The sequence below is a fragment of the Tractidigestivibacter scatoligenes genome, assembly GCF_001494635.1.
GTDB lineage: Bacteria > Actinomycetota > Coriobacteriia > Coriobacteriales > Atopobiaceae > Tractidigestivibacter > Tractidigestivibacter scatoligenes.
Genome location: NZ_LOJF01000001.1, coordinates 362,814 through 377,368 on the forward strand (window position 1 = coordinate 362,814; position 14,555 = coordinate 377,368).

The window sequence follows — 14,555 nt, forward strand, 5'->3', positions numbered from 1 at the left end:
ACCCAAATGCAGCTCAATGATCTGCGCCCCGCAGAGGGTTCCAGGAAGAACCGCAAGCGCATTGGCCGCGGCAACTCTTCCGGCCACGGCACCACCGCTGGTCGCGGCACCAAGGGCCAGCTCTCCCGCTCTGGCGGCGGCAAGGGCGCCGGCTTCGAGGGCGGCCAGCAGCCGCTCGCCATGCGTCTTCCTAAGCTCCCCGGCTTCAGGAACCCCAACCGCGTCGAGTATGCGCCCGTGAACGTTGCCCGTCTCCAGGAGGTCTTCGAGGACGGCGACACCGTCGACGCCGACTCCCTGGTTGCCAAGGGCGTCATCAAGCGCGCCTATGTTCCCGTGAAGGTCCTCGGTGACGGCGAGCTCACCAAGAAGCTCACTGTCAAGGTGGACAAGGTTTCCGCCTCGGCCAAGACCAAGATTGAGGCGGCCGGAGGAAAGGTCGAGCCGGCGTGCTAAACGGAATCGCCAACGCTTTCCGAGTGCCGGAACTGAGGAAGAAGATTCTCCTCACAGTGGGGATCCTCGTCCTCTACCGCTTCGGTGCGTACCTTCCCGTGCCTGGAGCTCCGTTCCAGGAGATGCTGAGCGCTTATGCCGCCGGCGTCTCCTCGAGCGGTGCCATGGCGGTGCTCAACCTGTTCTCGGGCGGTGCCCTTTCGCGCATGTCCGTCTTCAGCTTGGGCATCATGCCCTACATCACTGCCCAGATCATCCTTCAGATGTTCCAGGCAGTGGTGCCCTCGCTGGGAGAGCTTGCCAAGGAGGGGGAGTCGGGTCAGCGTAAGATTACGCAGTACACCCGTTACCTCACCATTGGCCTTGCACTTCTCAACGCCATCGCCTATCTCTTTTACTTCAAGAGCTTTGGCGTGTCGTTCTCCCAGATGGGGATTCCCGAGGCACTCGAGAACGTCATCGTGGTCTTCACGATGCTTGTGGGCGCAGTGATCATCATGTGGCTGGGCGAGGTCATCACCCAGCGCGGCGTTGGCAACGGCATGTCTCTCATAATCTTCGCGAACATCATGTCTGGCCTGCCCTCGGCGCTCATCTCCTCGGTGACCACCAACGGCAACGCCCTGCTCACGATCATCACGCTCATCGTGATCATCGCGATCGTACCTCTCATCGTGTATGTGGAGCGCGGCCAGCGCCGCATTCCCGTGCAGTACGCAAAGCGCGTGGTGGGCCGCAGGGTCATGGGTGGGCAGAACACCTACCTGCCCATCAAGGTCAACACGGCTGGCGTCGTCCCCATCATCTTCGCCTCTGCTGTGCTGTACTTCCCGGCCCAGATCGCCGTGTTCTTCCCTGGTGTGGGCTGGATCCAGGCAGTTGCAAATGCCCTTTCCTCGGGCTGGCTCAACTGGGTTCTTTCGGTTGTTCTCATTGTGTTCTTCGCTTACTTCTACACCTCGATGGTCTTCAACCCCGAGGAGACAGCTGACCAGCTTCGCAAGCAGGGCGGCTTTATTCCCGGCGTAAGGCCAGGGGCTGCGACGGCAGCGTACATCAAGAGCACGATCGACCACGTTACGCTTCCCGGTGCGCTCTTCATGGCAGTCCTTGCTGTGGTGCCCACCATCATCTTCTGGTTCACTAACGACACACTCATCCAGTCGTTTGGCGGGACCTCGGTGCTCATCATGGTTGGCGTGGCCATGGACACCATCGCGTCGCTCGAGAGCCAACTCAAGATGCACAACTACGAGGGCTTCTTTAAGTAGGCAATCTGTTGCGCTGGGTGCCGGCCGCGGGGCCGGCACCTTTTTCGAAGGGGGATGCACATGAACATCGTTCTGCTCGGTGCCCCGGGAGCTGGTAAGGGCACACAGGCACAGAAGCTCGTCGAGGAGTTTGGCCTTGCCCATATCTCCACGGGTGACCTCCTGCGCGCGGCCGTCAAGGCTCAGTCGGAGCTTGGTCTTCAGGCCAAGGCCTACATGGACGCTGGCAAGCTCGTTCCCGACCAACTTGTAATTAACCTTGTCAAGGAGCGTCTTCAGGCCGACGACGCCCAGGCGGGTTTCATCCTTGATGGGTTCCCCCGCAATACCGCTCAGGCTGTAACGCTCGATTCCGAGCTTGCTGCCATGGAGCGCAACCTTGACGCGGCGCTTCTTGTCGATGTCAAGCCCGACGTCATTGTTAAGCGCCTGAGCTCGCGTCGTACCTGCCGCTCCTGTGGCTACACTGCTCCTGCTGGCGTTGACGTTTGTCCGCGCTGCGGCGGCGAGATGTATCAGCGCGACGACGACAAGCCTGAGACCATCCAGAAGCGCCTGGATGTGTACCAGACCCAGACTGCCCCGCTCATCGAGTACTATCGCGGTCACTCGATTCTCAAGGAGGTTGATGGAGACAGGCCGGTCGACGAGGTCTATGCCGACGTGCGCGCGCTCCTCACCGCATGATTCACATCAAGAACTCAGGGCAGATTGAACAGATGAAGGCCGCCGGGGCTGTGTCCAAGGCGGCCCTTCGTCGTGCCGGGGAGATGGTTCGTCCCGGCATTACCACCCGAGAGATCGATCAGGTGGTTGAGAGCTACATTCGTCTCCATGGCGCTACCCCAACGTTTAAGGGATACAGTGGCTTTCCCGCCAGCATCTGCTCTTCTGTGAACGAGCAGATCGTCCATGGCATCCCTTCTCCTGCTGTTGCTCTCAAAGATGGCGACATCATCTCGATCGATACGGGCGCCACGCTTGGCGGCTGGGTGGGGGACAACGCCTGGACGTTCTACGTTGGCAATGTGTCGGACGAGGTAAAGGGTCTTTGCGAGGTTACTCGCGACTGCCTCAAGGCGGGTATCGAACAGGCTGTTCCCGGCAATCGCCTGGGTGATGTCGGCGCAGCCATTCAGGAGCTTGCCGAGTCGCATGGGTACGGCGTGGTACGCGACTACGTTGGTCATGGCGTGGGCCACGTTATGCACGAGGACCCCAACGTCCCCAACTACGGTAAGCGCGGCCGCGGCGTTCGTCTCCAGGTTGGCATGGTCATCGCCATTGAGCCCATGATCACCCTGGGCTCCTATGACTCGCATACCCTTTCGAACGGTTGGACCGTTGTTACCAATGACAACCTTCCTGCCGCTCACTATGAGAACACCATTGCCATCACGAAGGATGGTCCCGTCATCCTCACTGCCGACGAGATTGGACCTTGGTGCAGCATGCAGGGTGGCGAGAAGGACGCCTAGCGCCCTTCTCGCAGATAAAATGCGTCCACGTTGTGCGATTTAAGTGCAACGTGGACGTTTGTGAGGATTTTAGGTAAGATATTTGGTCGCTGTCACAGCGTTGAGAGGGTTGAATTTGAGCAAACAGGATGCAATCGAGCTTGAGGGCAAGGTTATCGAGCCGCTGCCTAACGCCATGTTCAACGTCGAGCTTGAGAACGGTAAGACCATCCTCTGCACCATCTCGGGGAAGATTCGGATGAACTACATCAGGATTCTTCCCGGAGACAAGGTCGTGGTGGAGATTTCGCCGTATGACCTCACGAGGGGTCGCATCACCTACCGTTACAAGTAGGCGCTGCGCACAACGGTTGGTTATTCACGCCTGCGGCTGGGCGATGAGATAGAGTGCCAGGCAGCACCACCTGCCAGGCCAGATGTACTACCAGTACAGGTACTGTCTACTGGAAGGAAAGACACATGAAGGTACGTCCTTCGGTCAAGAAGATGTGCGACAAGTGCAAGATCATTCGTCGCCACGGCAAGGTATACGTAATCTGCGAGAACCCGCGCCACAAGCAGCGTCAGGGCTAGATAACTGAGAGGAGACTCACGTTGGCCCGTATTAATGGCGTCGACCTTCCGCGTGATAAGCGTGTCGAGGTCGGACTTACCTACCTTTACGGCATCGGCCAGACCACCGCAACCAAGATTTGCGCGGCTACCGGTGTTGACCCCTCCACTCGCGTCAAGGACCTGACGGAGGACGAGGTCACCAAGATTCGTGACTACATCGATGCTAACTACACCACCGAGGGCGACCTTCGCCGCGAGGTGAGGCAGAACATTGCCCGTCTGATGGAGATTGGCTGCTACCGTGGCCTTCGCCACCGCAAGGGCCTCCCCGTTCGCGGTCAGCGCACCCACACCAACGCTCGTACCCGCAAGGGCAAGAAGCGTCAGATCGGTGCAAAGAAGAAGGCGTAAGGGGATAACACAATGCCGCAGAAGAAGAATGCCCGTACCACCCGCGTGCGCCGTTCTGAGCGCAAGAACATCGCGGTTGGCCAGGCTCACATCAAGAGCACCTTCAACAACACCATCGTCTCCATCACCGACCCCCAGGGCAACGTGATCTCCTGGCAGTCTGGCGGCACCGTTGGTTTCAAGGGCTCCCGTAAGTCCACGCCGTTCGCGGCACAGCTTGCTGCCGAGGCCGCGGCTAAGGCAGCCATGGAGCACGGCCTGCACAAGGTCTCCGTGTTCGTCAAGGGCCCCGGTTCCGGCCGCGAGACGGCCATCCGCTCCCTCCAGGCTGCTGGCCTCGAGGTTTCGGGCATCCAGGACAAGACCCCCATTCCGCACAACGGTTGCCGTCCGTGCAAGCGTCGTCGCGTGTAGCTAGGAAGGACACCACTAATGGCAGTTGACAGGACGCCTGTCCTTAAGCGGTGCCGTCAGCTCGGCATCGATCCCGTCGTTATGGGAATCAACAAGGAATCTCACCGTCAGCCCAAGCAGCGCCGCCGCCAGGAGAGCGAGTACGGCACGCAGCTCCGCGAGAAGCAGAAGGCCAAGTTCATCTATGGCGTTCTCGAGAAGCAGTTCCGTAGCTACTACAAGCTGGCTCTCAAGCGCGAGGGCATCACGGGCGACAACCTCATGACCATCCTCGAGTCAAGGCTCGACAACGTCGTGTTCCGTCTTGGCTTTGCCCGCACCCGCAAGGAGGCCCGTCAGACCGTTCTCCACGGCCACATCACCGTGAACGGCCACCGCGTGGACATTCCCTCATACCAGGTGAAGGCTGGCGACGTCGTCGCCGTGGCCCCCAAGGCCAAGGACCTTCTCCCGATCAAGGAGGCCCTCATCTCCTCCGAGCACATGGCTGTGCCGGCCTGGCTTGAGGTCGACATCGAGAAGCTCCAGGGCACCGTCCTTCAGCTTCCCAGCCGTGACCAGATCGATCTCGACATCGACGCCCAGCTCATCGTCGAGCTCTACTCCAAGTAAGCCCGACACAGTTTGGAGGTAGCAATGTCCGAGTTCATCCGGCCTACTGTGTCGGTAGAAGAGATCAGCGACAACCTCGCACGCGTGAGCGCAGAGCCGCTCGAGCGTGGTTATGGTGACACGCTGGGTAACTCCCTGCGTCGCGTGCTGCTGTCCTCCCTCGAGGGCGCAGCCGTCGAGGCCATCCAGATCGATGGCGTGCAGCACGAGTTCACCACCGTGCCGGGTGTTTACGAGGACGTCACCGATATCGTCCTCAACGTGAAGGGCCTTGTGTTCCGTTCCATGGGCACCGGCGAGGAGGCAACCGCCTCCATCAACGTCGACGGTCCCATGACGGTCACCGGCGGGGACTTCGACATCCCCGCGGAGTTCACGCTTGTGAACCCCGACCACGTGATCTGCACCCTTGGCGCCGACGCGCACCTCTCCATGAAGATGCGCATTGGCATTGGCCGCGGTTACGTCTCTGGTGATGACAACGAGCGCGAGAGCGACCCCATCGGCATCATTCACGTGGATTCGCTCTACTCGCCCGTGCGCCGCTGCGCAAAGTCCGTCGAGCCCTGCCGCGTTGGTCGCCACACCGACTACGACCGCCTGCTGCTCGAGGTGGAGACCAACGGCTCCATTAGCCCGCGTGACGCCATCGTCGAGGCCGCCAATATCATCAACCAGCACATGACGGCCTTCATGGGCCTCGCGGACGTCGATGAGCCCCAGGAGGACGAGTCGATCTTCGCAACGGGCGCCGAGGAGGACAACGCCGAGCTCGACAAGCAGATTGAGGACCTGGACCTCTCCGTCCGCTCCTACAACTGCCTGAAGCGCGCCGGCATCCACTCCGTGCGTCAGCTCGTGGAGTTCTCCGAGAACGACCTTCTCAACATCCGCAACTTTGGCGTCAAGTCCATCGAGGAAGTCAAGGACAAGCTCGAGTCCATGGGACTTTCCCTCAAGGCTTAGGCCGCCGCTCGCATCGCATAGGAGAAGCTAGACATGAGGCACAACAAGAAGAGGGGCATGAAGCTTGGCACCGATGCCAGCCACACCAAGGCCATGAAGAAGAGCCTGGTCTCTGCCCTGCTTGCCAATGATCGTATCAAGACCCTTGAGCCGCGCGCCAAGGCCATTCGTCCGGACGTGGACAAGGTCATCACCTGGGCTAAGAAGGGCGACCTGCACTCCCGCCGTCTTGCCATCGCAAAGGTTGGCGACAAGGAGATTGTCCGCGAGGTCTTCGAGAAGGCCGCTCAGGGCATGTGGGCTGACCGCAACGGCGGCTACACCCGCATCATGAAGCTTGGTCCCCGCAAGGGCGACGGCGCAGAGGTCGTCATCATGGAGCTCGTGACCGAGGCCGTCACGCCCAAGACCAAGGCTGAGCCCAAGGCTACTGTGACCAAGGTTGCTGCGGCGCCTTCCGAGGAGCCCAAGGCCGAGGAGGCCCCTGCTGAGGAGCCGACCGCCGAGGCTGAGACCGAGGAGAAGGCCGAGTAGGTCATCCCCTACAGAAGGTCCAAGCACTCACTGGGGCCCCAGCCAAACGGCTGGGGCCTTTTCTTGTGCGTAGGGTCCTCGGCCCTCGTGGTAAGCTCCATGCGTCGTAAACGTTTGTCAAAAGAAAGCTCACACCACATGCCAGAAGCTCCAAACGGTCCCATGCCCATCCACCGTCCAAGCCGCACCGAGCGAGAGGTGCCCTTGGTTGAGGGAGTTCCTGCTTCGGGTACGCTTGTGCTCTGCGTGGGATACCGCGGGGCGGACTTTGCCGGCTTTGCCGAGCAGCCCGCCATGCGAACGGTTGCCGGCGAGCTGCGGCGCGCGCTCTCGACAGTCCTACGGCGCGATGTGGAGCTTGTTTGTGCTGGACGGACAGACTCCGGCGTTCATGCACTCTCGCAGTACGTGAGCATTCCCGTGAGCGAGGGGGAGCTGAACCTTGCTGGCCGAACGCTCTCGCGCTCGATTGTGGCGCTTACCCCGGACGACATCTCCATCCGGGGGCTCTATCGCGGTGATGCGCTCTTCTCGGCGCGCTTTGACGCTACCTCGCGCTCATATCGCTACCGCATTGCTACCGGGGATGCGCGGCCTGTGCTCGCCTGGGATCACGCATGGTGGTACCGCGGAGACCTGGACGTGGATGATATGCAGGCCGGAGCCACCTGCCTGGTTGGGGAGCACGACTTCAAGAGCTTCTGCAAGGCGACCTCGGCAGAGGGCAAGCCCACGAGCCGCTATCTCGAGCGCGTGAAGGTATCGCGCGTGGTGGAGGCCGGGGAGCCCCTCGTGGCGATAGACGTTACGGGCAACGCATTCCTCCACAACATGGTTCGCACCATCGCTGGCACCCTTGTTGAGGTGGGCAGAGGACACAGGGCCCCCTCTTGGGTGGAGAAGGTCCTTGCAGCACAAGATAGAGCTGCTGCGGGGCCATGCGCTCCGGCGCAGGGCCTCACGTTCGTCGGGGTAGAATACCCCGACGGACTTCTCGCGCCCTGGGCCTAGCCCAGTGCCTGTTGTGTTGGAGGATATGCTTTGGACATGCTTGTCGACGTGATTGCCGACTCGGTGCTTGATACGCTTGAGCTCGTGCCCTTCCTGTTTGTGACCTACCTTGCCATGGAGGCGCTCGAGCACTCAACCGAGGGCCGCGTGCAGGGAATTGTTGCGCGTGCGGGGCACGCCGGCCCCATTGTGGGCGCGCTTCTCGGCGCCATTCCTCAGTGCGGCTTTTCCGCAATGGCGGCTACGCTCTTCTCGGGCGGGGTGGTCACGGTTGGCACGTTGGTGGCCGTGATCCTCTCGACCTCAGACGAGATGGTGCCGGTGTTTCTCGCCCACCAGGAGCCCGTTGGGCGTCTGCTCTCGATTATGCTGCTCAAGGTTGTCGTGGGTATTATCGTGGGCCTGCTCCTGGATGCCGTGCTGCATGCCGTGCGCCACGTGGGCAACCCCAAGCCCCACATCCACGACCTCTGCGAGCGTGCGCGCTGCCACTGCGAGGACGAGGAGAGAGAGGAGGACACGTTCTCCGAGCAGGCCTCCGGTGATGCAACTCACGCCCACCACCACGGGCACGGCCACTGGGCCATCGTGCGCTCTGCCGCCGTGCATACCGTGCAGGTGACGGGGTTCATCCTTCTCGTCACGTTCCTCTTTGGTCTGCTCATCGAGGTCATGGGTGGAGACGAGCTGGCGCTGCTCCTTGGAAGCCACCCCGTGCGGGCAACCTTCCTTGCGGCGCTCGTGGGGCTCATCCCCAACTGCGGCGCCTCCGTTGCCATTACCGAGCTCTATCTCGATGGGGTACTTGGTGCAGGGCCCATGGTGGCGGGCCTTCTCGCCTCTGGCGGCGTTGGGCTTCTCGTGCTCTTTCGCACCAACAACAACGTGCGCCAGAACATTGCCATCATGGCTTTTGTCTACGTGGTTGGGGTCGTCGTGGGACTTATCGTCTCCGCTTCAGGTATCCTCTTCTAGATGCCGGGATGCCCGGCTCCAGGCAGTGGATGACGGGAGGGTTCCATGGCTAAACAGCGAGAGCGATTTGAACGGACCGACGTCCCTCGCGACAACCCTCACCGCAACCTTATAGCCGGCATCGTGCTTGTTGTGGTATTTGTCGCCTGTGGGATTGTTGTCTCCACCGCATGGAAGCGTGCGCAGGCACAGTCTCACCTGGGCGACAGCAGCCTCAGCTCCTCGGTGAGCAAGACGTCATCCGTGTCGGACCTTGGCTATACCGTATCGAGCGACACCTTCATGGGCATCCTGCTGCTCACTACGGACAACCTCGATGCGTCCGAGACGGGCGGGGCCAACCTCTCCTCGGCGGAGCTCCTGGTTTACGACGAGACCGTAGCCACGGGCAAGCTCGTCTCCATTCCCACCGACACCAAGGTCTCTTACAACGGACAGGACACTACCTTGGCCGAGCTCTTCAACAGCACTGGCGCCGCGGCCTGCGTCTCTCCGCTTTCCACGGCGGCCAACCTGCCCGTCACGCATGTCATTGTCTCGACGAGTGCCGTGTGGGACGAGGTGCGCTCGCTCGCCGGTGTGGGCGTGAACTCGCTCATAAGCCGTGCGACCGAGTTCCTCTCGTCCATACGCACCGACATGTCGTCGCAGGAGATTCTCGACTTGGCCGAGAAGGTGCAATCGGCCGGGACGGATGGCCTCTCGAAGGTTGATGCGCCCATGGTGGACGAGACCACAACCGACGAGAGCGGAAATGCCGTCTCGACGGGCTACCGCGTGATTGACCAGGCGTCGCTCGGCCTTGCGGTGGGCACGCTTGTCAGCAACGAGGGATAGCGTCCGCGCTGGCGGCGAACGTCCCTGTGCGAGCGGCGAACGGCACTACATCTTTAGCGCTGTGTCTCTCTCCTGGGCTTTATCTGTAGTAATGGTAGTTGCCCGCGATTGTCACGCAGGCTCCACGAACGGCTGATACCCTTTCCTCAACATTTGGTGGGGCTGCAACGCAGTCCTCTGGGACGGTCTTCGGGGAGGAGAGTCGCGCCAGGATATGCCGAGCACCATGCATAGGGAGCCCGTTGTCTCGATTGTCATTGCCACGCGCGGTGATGCTGCCACGATACGCCGAGCTCTAGAGAGCATCCAGAACCAGACGCTGAGAAGCCACGAGACTATCGTGGTAGACGACGGTTCGACGGACGGAACGCCGGGCATCGTCGACAACATGGCGCAGCGAGACCTCACCATCTCGCTGGTGCAGGCCGATGGCTGCGGCTTGGCGGCTGCGCTCGATTTGGGGATGTCCCGTGCGCGTGGTCACTACCTGGTGTTCTTTGATGCGAGCGGCTGGGCGAACCCAGACATGTTGGCAGACCTGGTGGGTGCGGCGGAGGAGTCTTCGCTTGAGCTTGCCATAGCGGGCTTCTCGGCAACCGTCGTGGGGGATGGACGCCGGCAGGAGTCCATTGAAGCAAACCAGCCCGCCTACGTCTTTCCCACCCAGCACGACTTCCGTGCTGGTGCATGGCAGCTCTTCGAGGGCAATCTTCTCTCGTCACCCTGCGCAAAGCTCTTCCTGCGCTCTCGCGTGGAGGGACTGGGCCTCTCGTTTGCCGACGGGGACGGCGATTGCACGGATGCCCTTTCGTTTATGGCCGGTTACGTGCGTGACGTCGAGCGGGTTGGACTTACCGGACACGCGCACTACCACGTTGAGAGCCGCTCTCCGCAGCGCCTGCCCGGCTTCTCCGTGCGCGACTACCGGGCGCTCGAGCGGCAGTATGGCACCCTTGTGGGCGTCTACCACCACTGGGGCCTCGACGGGGATCCTACGAGCATGGGGCTCATCCAGAACCGCTACTTCGAGTGCCTCGTCGACTGCGTGGCAGGGGTCTTCTCGGACCGCTCCGGCCTCTCGGCGGCGGAGCGTCGTCGTCTTGTTGGGGAGATGGTCTCCTCAGACCGCGCGCGCCTTGCCGCCGACGTGGCGCGTCCCCGCGGCATGGGCGCAAAGGCCATGCAGGGGCCCATTCGCTCCGGCAACGCCGGCCTTGCGTATACCGAAGGCTTTCTCGCCTCTTTTATGAAGCGTGGTGGCGAGAGGGGCTTGGGTCCGTTCTGCACGTCGCTGTAGGGGCGTCGGGTGCCGGCGTGCCTGCTGGCCGCAAGTCCGCAGTTCATAGCCCACGGTCCAGAGCCTGCGCCTCACGGTCCGTAAGCCCGCGCGTCACAGCCCAGAGCCTGCGCGTCACAGTCCAGAGCCCGCAATCATGAAAGGTGCGGCTTAATAGCAGTTAGCCCCGTGCGCTGTTGAGAAGAACCGCTGGTAGATAGCTTGTGGCTGTTCTGCGGGGTTCTATTAAGCCGCAGGTTTCACGTTTTGCGGCCATAGCCGCCCGCATGCGCCCCCCTCGCTACGCGCCCGCTCCGGCGCGACCCCTGCGGTGCCGCAGGAAGCTTGTGATTGAGAACCACGTGTAGCTGGGGCTTGTGTGCCGCAGGCGGTACCACACCTCGTCAGCGGCAGCAGGCAGCATTGAGAGGTGGCCAATCTTTGGGTCTGGCCTGCCCGTGAGCTCGCAGTAGAGCCGCTTGGCGGCTGGCGTCACCAGCGGCTGCTCCATCACCAAGTCGTAGTCGAGCCGCTGGTAAACGGCTGTGACAGCCTCGCGAACGCCAGGGTGGTCAAGGCCAACCGCGTCAATGGTGAGGCCGCAATAGTTGATGGCGCGCTTGGTCTGCGCCGAGAGCACGCGCCTGTCGGTGACGCCCAAGCGCTCAACGATGTCCTGCATGTCGTTCCAGCGCTTTATTGGCAGCAGGGGATCGCGGCGCGTGGAGGCGACGAGCTTCTCCTCCGTGTCCTCGCGGTAGTTGTAGTAAGGGCGGTTCACGTAGGCAATGCGGTCCGTCTGACAGAGGGTCTCAACCAGGAAGGGGTTGTCGGCCCAGGCGGCGCCCGGGTACTCGCGGAAGCGGATGTGCTTCTCGTCCAAGAATGCCTTGCGATAGAGGGCCGTCCAGATTGCCGGATGGTGCTCTAGAAGGGCGATGCCGTCGCCGATGGCGAAGGGCTGGCTCGGCGGGTTCACGCGATCCTGGTACAGGCAAACCGTGCGCAGCTCGTTGGGTGTGCTGGCGTTGAAGATGCGCCAGTAGGAGGACCTCACGATGTCCACCGGGCCGCCGTCGAGCGAGTCCGCAAAGGCGAGAAGGTCGCCAAACATGTTGCCTGTGAGGTAGTCGTCCGGTTCGACGATGGCCACGTAGTCCCCGGTGGCGGCATCGATGCCGGTATTGCATGCGGCCCCGTATCCGGCGTTAGGCTTGTCGATAACGCGTACGCGGGGATCACGCGCGGCATGCTCGCGCATGATGTCCAGCGAGCCGTCTGTCGAGCCGTCGTTCACGCAGATGACCTCGATGTTCGCGAACGGCTGCATCTGGATGCTGGTAAGGCACTGGTCGAGGTAGCGCTCCACGTTGTAGGTGGGGACCACCACTGAAACCTTGTGCGAGAATCGCCTGCTGCTTCCGGGTGCCTTGCCTGTTGCATTCGTGGCTTCCACGTGACCTCCCTGCCGCCGACCGCCACGGTGGGTCCGCGGCCGTACCCTATAATACAGTGACTCGGCGCTGGGCTGACGCATTGCTCGCCCGCCCGGACGCCTTGCACGCCTTGTACCGGCCACCGCAACCTTGGATGGGACATGGATCGTCTCGCTATTGTGATAGTCACCTTCAAGCGCCAGGAGCTGCTGGGCTCGCTCTTCGACTCAATCGCGGCCCTTACGGTGGCACCGTGGCGCATTGTGGTGGTGGACAACGAGAACTCCCCCCAGACGGCGCAGATGGTGGCGGATTTCTCCGCGCGCCTTGCGGCGCAGTGGGGCCAGACGGTCTCAGAGCCGGATTCCGCAGGCGGCGTGGAGCGTGTGGTCTATGACCCGCAGGAGACCAACACTGGCGGTTCTGGTGGCTTCTCAGAGGGCGTGAAGCGTGCCTTTCAGCTTGGTGCGGAGTGGTTTTGGGTCATGGATGATGATGTGGCCGTTCTCCCCGAGGCCCTGGAGCGCCTGGAGCCATGGTCGGCCCGCTATGACGTGGTGCAGGGCCAGCGCTACGACTACGACGGCACGCCCTTCTTCTGGCAGCACCACTTCATGACGTCGCTGTGCATCTATAACCCGCTCTCGCGTGCGGGCTTCAATGGCGCCGACCACCTGGACGTGAACGTCATGTGCTTTGAGGGCGGGCTCTTTAGGCGCGGGGTTGTGGAGAAGATCGGCCTGCCTGACTACCGCTTCTTCATCTACTACGACGACGCCATCTACGGCTACCTGGCAAGCAAGGTGTGCCAGCCCGTGCTGGTGCCCGATTACGTGCTGCGGCGTACGCGAGAGGTGCGCCATCAGGAGGTTGGCGCGTCTGGCGTGAGGCAGATTTCATCGACCTCAGACATGACCCGCTACTACATCATGCGGAACCGCGGGTACATGGCGCGCTACTTCATGCTGCACGGAGACTACAACTCCGTGGGGTACGGCTTTGGCACGTTCCTCTCGTTTGCAAAGGAGTTCCTGCGCTTGGTCCTGGTGGACCGAGGCCATTTTGGTCCCAGCTGGGCCAGGCTCTGGGCGGGGTACCGCGACTCAAGGAAGGCCCTGCACGACCCTGCGTGGAAGCCTATGCCGCCTTTGGCGTAGGCGCGGGCGCTACCTGCGGCTGCGGCTTTTTTGAACTGTGACGCTTGCCTTACCGCAGCCTGACAAGCGAGGGGACGGGCCTTTACGCGCTGGGCATCGTTGTCTTTGGAGCGGCGTGCGCAGCGTGTGGAACGGTTGCCGTGCGTCCCGTGGCTCTTTGCAAGAAGCAGAACGCAGTGGGCCAGCCGCTTGCGCTTTGCGCGATTACTTCTCGTACATCGTAAGGTGGACATTGGGGTTCTCAAGCGCCACCCGAGCCACCACGGCGCAGAGGGTCCCAAAGAACGCGCGCCGCTTTGGGTCGGGGTCATCGCGATAGCGAACGATGTCGACGCGGGTGCTCTCGGTCATGTCGCCAAGGCAGTCCTCTAGCGCGGCGAAGTTGTTGCCAAAGTAGTCGGGAAACTTGAGCTTCTTTGCAATCTGCTGGAATATCTCTTGCTCAGAGGCGTCACTCGCCTCACGGATTTTCACGGTTGCCACGGCTCCTCCTAGTAGAGCTGCTCAAAGGTCTCGTAGTGGTCTGGCGTGTAGTACACAAGGCCGTCGTTGGAGTACACAATGCGTTCTGGGCCGCGATGCCCGCCCTGGTAGTTAATGTCGCATTCGTGCCAGGTGCGCCCCGGTGCGTCCGGCAGCGCGCCGTCATCATTGTAGAAGACGCTGCCGCCAATGCTCTTTCCGGGGCAGACCTCGTCGAGGTTGCCCTCCTGTGGGTCCCACCCTGCCTCGCGGGCCTTCGTCTTCGAGATGAAGTTTGATGGAAGCTCTCCATAGGTGTGCAGGTAGAGCGCCACGTCCTCTTTGCTGGTATAGCTGCCATCGCGAGAGATTGTGGTGGCTTGCGGCTGGTCTTGGGAACCTGCCTGTTGAGAGGTGCTGCTGCCGCAAGCAGCAAGGGAGAGACCCAAGACGGCGGTGAGCAGCGCGATGATAAACGCATGTGCAAAGCAGTGAAGCTTTCTCAAGGTTCCTCCCCGCGATGTGGCGTTCGGTTCTTCTCGATTGTATGCGGACTACCCTTGGGTCATTGCAGCGGATGCTCCAAGCCCAGGTGATTCCCTGCTGGCTGCATGAAAACGCTCTAACGAACGGGATTTTGGAGACTGATGCACAAAATCGCTCTATCGAACGGTGCCCTCTGCGCAATGATATCAAACTTCAAA

19 protein-coding genes are annotated in these 14,555 nt (G+C 61.6%); 16 read left to right on the forward strand and 3 right to left on the reverse strand.

Annotation, left to right across the window (positions count from 1 at the left end):
- Positions 1 to 6 precede the first annotated feature (6 nt).
- The 15 genes from rplO (at position 7) to AUL39_RS01705 (ending at position 10,817) form a co-directional block, all read left to right on the forward strand.
- Positions 7 to 456, forward strand: a complete 450-nt coding sequence (gene rplO, locus AUL39_RS01635; RefSeq protein ID WP_059052941.1) for a 50S ribosomal protein L15 — start codon at positions 7 to 9, stop codon at positions 454 to 456.
- Complete coding sequence (gene secY / locus AUL39_RS01640; RefSeq protein ID WP_059052942.1) at positions 450 to 1,727, forward strand: preprotein translocase subunit SecY; 1,278 nt, start codon at positions 450 to 452, stop codon at positions 1,725 to 1,727. Before rplO ends, secY begins: the two co-directional genes overlap by 7 nt.
- A gap of 60 nt (positions 1,728 to 1,787) precedes the next feature.
- Positions 1,788 to 2,414, forward strand: coding sequence for an adenylate kinase (locus AUL39_RS01645; RefSeq protein ID WP_059052944.1), 627 nt, complete (start codon positions 1,788 to 1,790; stop codon positions 2,412 to 2,414).
- Positions 2,411 to 3,205: a type I methionyl aminopeptidase gene (map, locus tag AUL39_RS01650; protein ID WP_059052946.1), complete on the forward strand. Its 795-nt coding sequence runs from the start codon at positions 2,411 to 2,413 to the stop codon at positions 3,203 to 3,205. Before AUL39_RS01645 ends, map begins: the two co-directional genes overlap by 4 nt.
- Before the next feature lie 115 nt (positions 3,206 to 3,320).
- Positions 3,321 to 3,539: a translation initiation factor IF-1 gene (gene infA / locus AUL39_RS01655; protein ID WP_059052948.1), complete on the forward strand. Its 219-nt coding sequence runs from the start codon at positions 3,321 to 3,323 to the stop codon at positions 3,537 to 3,539.
- A gap of 125 nt (positions 3,540 to 3,664) precedes the next feature.
- The gene (gene rpmJ, locus AUL39_RS01660) at positions 3,665 to 3,778 is read left to right on the forward strand and encodes a 50S ribosomal protein L36 (protein ID WP_013252436.1); all 114 of its coding nucleotides are present in this window, start codon (positions 3,665 to 3,667) and stop codon (positions 3,776 to 3,778) included.
- 21 nt (positions 3,779 to 3,799) lie between these two features.
- Positions 3,800 to 4,171, forward strand: coding sequence for a 30S ribosomal protein S13 (gene rpsM / locus AUL39_RS01665; RefSeq protein WP_059052950.1), 372 nt, complete (start codon positions 3,800 to 3,802; stop codon positions 4,169 to 4,171).
- 12 nt (positions 4,172 to 4,183) lie between these two features.
- Positions 4,184 to 4,585, forward strand: a complete 402-nt coding sequence (gene rpsK / locus AUL39_RS01670; RefSeq protein WP_059052952.1) for a 30S ribosomal protein S11 — start codon at positions 4,184 to 4,186, stop codon at positions 4,583 to 4,585.
- Between the two features lie 18 nt (positions 4,586 to 4,603).
- On the forward strand, positions 4,604 to 5,197 hold the full coding sequence (rpsD, locus tag AUL39_RS01675) for a 30S ribosomal protein S4 (RefSeq protein WP_059052954.1): 594 nt from the start codon (positions 4,604 to 4,606) through the stop codon (positions 5,195 to 5,197).
- A 24-nt stretch (positions 5,198 to 5,221) separates the two neighbouring features.
- Positions 5,222 to 6,163, forward strand: a complete 942-nt coding sequence (locus AUL39_RS01680; RefSeq protein WP_059052956.1) for a DNA-directed RNA polymerase subunit alpha — start codon at positions 5,222 to 5,224, stop codon at positions 6,161 to 6,163.
- 33 nt (positions 6,164 to 6,196) lie between these two features.
- Positions 6,197 to 6,697, forward strand: a complete 501-nt coding sequence (rplQ, locus tag AUL39_RS01685; protein ID WP_059052958.1) for a 50S ribosomal protein L17 — start codon at positions 6,197 to 6,199, stop codon at positions 6,695 to 6,697.
- 138 nt (positions 6,698 to 6,835) lie between these two features.
- On the forward strand, positions 6,836 to 7,708 hold the full coding sequence (gene truA / locus AUL39_RS01690; protein ID WP_235810719.1) for a tRNA pseudouridine(38-40) synthase TruA: 873 nt from the start codon (positions 6,836 to 6,838) through the stop codon (positions 7,706 to 7,708).
- Positions 7,709 to 7,744: 36 nt separating this feature from the next.
- Positions 7,745 to 8,683: a putative manganese transporter gene (locus tag AUL39_RS01695; RefSeq protein WP_059054026.1), complete on the forward strand. Its 939-nt coding sequence runs from the start codon at positions 7,745 to 7,747 to the stop codon at positions 8,681 to 8,683.
- A 45-nt stretch (positions 8,684 to 8,728) separates the two neighbouring features.
- Complete coding sequence (locus AUL39_RS01700) at positions 8,729 to 9,520, forward strand: hypothetical protein (protein WP_059052960.1); 792 nt, start codon at positions 8,729 to 8,731, stop codon at positions 9,518 to 9,520.
- A gap of 226 nt (positions 9,521 to 9,746) precedes the next feature.
- Positions 9,747 to 10,817, forward strand: coding sequence for a glycosyltransferase family 2 protein (locus AUL39_RS01705; protein ID WP_070807551.1), 1,071 nt, complete (start codon positions 9,747 to 9,749; stop codon positions 10,815 to 10,817).
- Positions 10,818 to 11,097: 280 nt separating this feature from the next.
- On the opposite strand, the gene AUL39_RS01710 is transcribed toward AUL39_RS01705, so the two are convergent.
- Complete coding sequence (locus tag AUL39_RS01710; protein WP_059052965.1) at positions 11,098 to 12,252, reverse strand: glycosyltransferase family 2 protein; 1,155 nt, start codon at positions 12,250 to 12,252, stop codon at positions 11,098 to 11,100.
- A gap of 141 nt (positions 12,253 to 12,393) precedes the next feature.
- On the opposite strand from AUL39_RS01710, the gene AUL39_RS01715 reads away from it, so the two are divergent.
- Positions 12,394 to 13,389, forward strand: coding sequence for a glycosyltransferase (locus AUL39_RS01715; protein ID WP_059052967.1), 996 nt, complete (start codon positions 12,394 to 12,396; stop codon positions 13,387 to 13,389).
- A gap of 204 nt (positions 13,390 to 13,593) precedes the next feature.
- On the opposite strand, the gene AUL39_RS01720 is transcribed toward AUL39_RS01715, so the two are convergent.
- Both AUL39_RS01720 and AUL39_RS01725 read right to left on the reverse strand, forming a co-directional pair.
- Positions 13,594 to 13,872: a barstar family protein gene (locus tag AUL39_RS01720; RefSeq protein ID WP_059052969.1), complete on the reverse strand. Its 279-nt coding sequence runs from the start codon at positions 13,870 to 13,872 to the stop codon at positions 13,594 to 13,596.
- A gap of 8 nt (positions 13,873 to 13,880) precedes the next feature.
- Positions 13,881 to 14,357, reverse strand: a complete 477-nt coding sequence (locus AUL39_RS01725) for a ribonuclease domain-containing protein (protein ID WP_070807526.1) — start codon at positions 14,355 to 14,357, stop codon at positions 13,881 to 13,883.
- Between the last annotated feature and the right edge of the window lie 198 nt (positions 14,358 to 14,555).